We start from the raw sequence: 2,077 nt of genomic DNA, 5'->3' as shown, positions 1-2,077 counted from the left end.
TGGTGTGGGTGAGTTGGAGTATGTGGGTCGTGTTGATTTTCAGGTGAAGTTGCGGGGGCAGCGGATCGAGTTGGGGGAGATCGAAACCGTCCTCGCGAGCGCCGACGACGTGGTCTCGGCAGTCGCGGTGGTGCACGACGACCGGTTGGTCGCGTACGTCACCGGACCCGACGAGTCGGCGGTGTCGCGGCTACGAGACCATGCCGCCCGCAGGCTCGCGTCGTACATGGTTCCCGACACCGTCATGGTGCTCGACGCGTTGCCGCTGAACACCGCGGGCAAGGTCGACCGAAAAGCCCTGCCCGCACCGGATCTCTTCTCCACTCGACGGGTGGAACCGGACACGGACACCGAGCGCGCGATCGCCGGCATGGTCGTCGAGGTGCTCGGCCGTGGTGGGGACGCCACGGCGATCTCGGTGACGGACAGCTTCTTCGAGATCGGCGGACATTCACTGTCGGCCACTCGGGTGGCGGCGCGGGTCGCTCACGTGTTCGGTGTGCCGTTCGGCGTTCGTGAACTCTTCGATGCACCGAGCGTGCGCGCGATGGCTGCTCTCGTCGACGCGACCCGTCGCACCGACAGCGGTTCACCCGCCGAGACAGCAGACCTCGGTTCGATCCCGCGTCCTGCCCGCCTCCCGTTGTCGCCGGCGCAGCAACGCATGTGGTTCATCAACCAGTTCGATCCGGGGTCATCGGCCTACAACATCCCGTTCGCCCTACGGGTGCGTGGTCGTCTCGACGTCGTCGCCTTGCGCGCGGCACTCGCCGATGTGATCGACCGGCACGAGGTGCTGAGGACGCGTTACCCACAGGGCCCGGATGGCCGGCCGTGGCAGGACATCGCCGCGGCTGACGACGTCACCGTCGATCAGTGGTGGCGGACCGCCGGGGTGGAGACGCTGTCCGCGGAACCGTTCGACGTCACCCGCGACCTCCCGATCCGTTCGGGCATTCTCGGATCCGATCCCGACGACCGCGGGGCACACGACCACGTGCTGGTCGTCGTGCTGCACCACATCGCCGCCGACGGCGAGTCACTGGCGCCCCTGGTCGACGATCTCCTGCACGCGTACCGGTCCCGCGTCGAGGGTCGCGCGCCTGTCCGTCCTCCGCTCCCGGTGCACTACGCGGACGTCGCGCTCTGGCAGGAGCGCGCCCTGGGCTCGATCGACGATCCGGACTCCGAACTCGGCAGGCAGTCGCGCTGGTGGCGCGATCACCTGGCCGGCCTGCCCGAGGTCCTCGAGTTGCCCACCGACCGACCCCGGCCGCCGGTGGCGTCCCTCCGCGGGGCGGTGGTGGACCTCGACCTGCCCGAGGGTCTCGCACCCCGCATCGAGTCGTTCGCCCGCGCACACGGCGTGACCGTGTTCATGGTCGTGCACGCGTCGGTCGCGGTGGTGCTGTCCCGGTTGTCGGGGACGTCGGACATCGCGGTCGGTTCACCGGTGGCCGGCCGTGGCCGTGCCCAACTCGACGCCCTGATCGGCATGTTCGTCAACACTCTGGTCCTACGCACGGAGGTCGACGCCTCGGCCACCTTCGAGCAACTGGTCCGGTTGGTGCGCGACACCGACCTCGATGCGTTCGCCGCTGCCGACGTGCCCTTCGAGTACCTCGTCGATGCCCTCGCCCCGGCGCGCAGCGAGGCGTTCGCGCCGCTGACCCAGGTGCTGCTGACCCTAGAACAGACCTCCGTGGGGGAGTTGTCCGCGCCGGGACTGACGATCACGCCCGTCGAGGCCGGTGCGCCCGCTGCCCGGTTCGACCTCATGATCGGGATGTCCGCCGATCGGGACGACGCCGGTGCCCTCGCCGGCCTGGCCGGCCGGATCGTGTACGCCACCGACCTCTTCGACGAGCCTACGGTGCGACGCATCGGTGCGCGGATCGTCGACGTCCTCGACGCGGGCCTCGCCGATCCCGACGTGATCGTCGGCGACATCGACCTCGTCGACGCCATCGAGCGCGCCGCCATCGAGGGTTGGTCGCGTGGTGTGGAGGTGGGGTTGGGGTGGTCGGGTCGTTCGGTGGGGTCGGTGGTTGCTGAGCGGGTGGGGTTGTCGGTGGGT

Annotated in this window: 1 protein-coding gene; it reads left to right on the top strand. The window is 69.5% G+C overall.

The genetic code is table 11. The features are described 5' to 3' along the window. Window positions 1-43: 43 nt before the first annotated feature. Window positions 44-2,077 (top strand): condensation domain-containing protein (locus AS181_RS24360; RefSeq protein WP_231742714.1); only part of this gene is annotated, 2,034 nt, incomplete at its 3' end.

Origin of the sequence: Gordonia sp. SGD-V-85, from assembly GCF_001456905.1 — a bacterium.
Classification (GTDB): Bacteria; Actinomycetota; Actinomycetes; order Mycobacteriales; family Mycobacteriaceae; genus Gordonia; species Gordonia hongkongensis.
The sequence above is the reverse complement of the archived record's forward strand: the minus strand, read 5'-3'. Positions and strand labels throughout refer to the sequence as shown.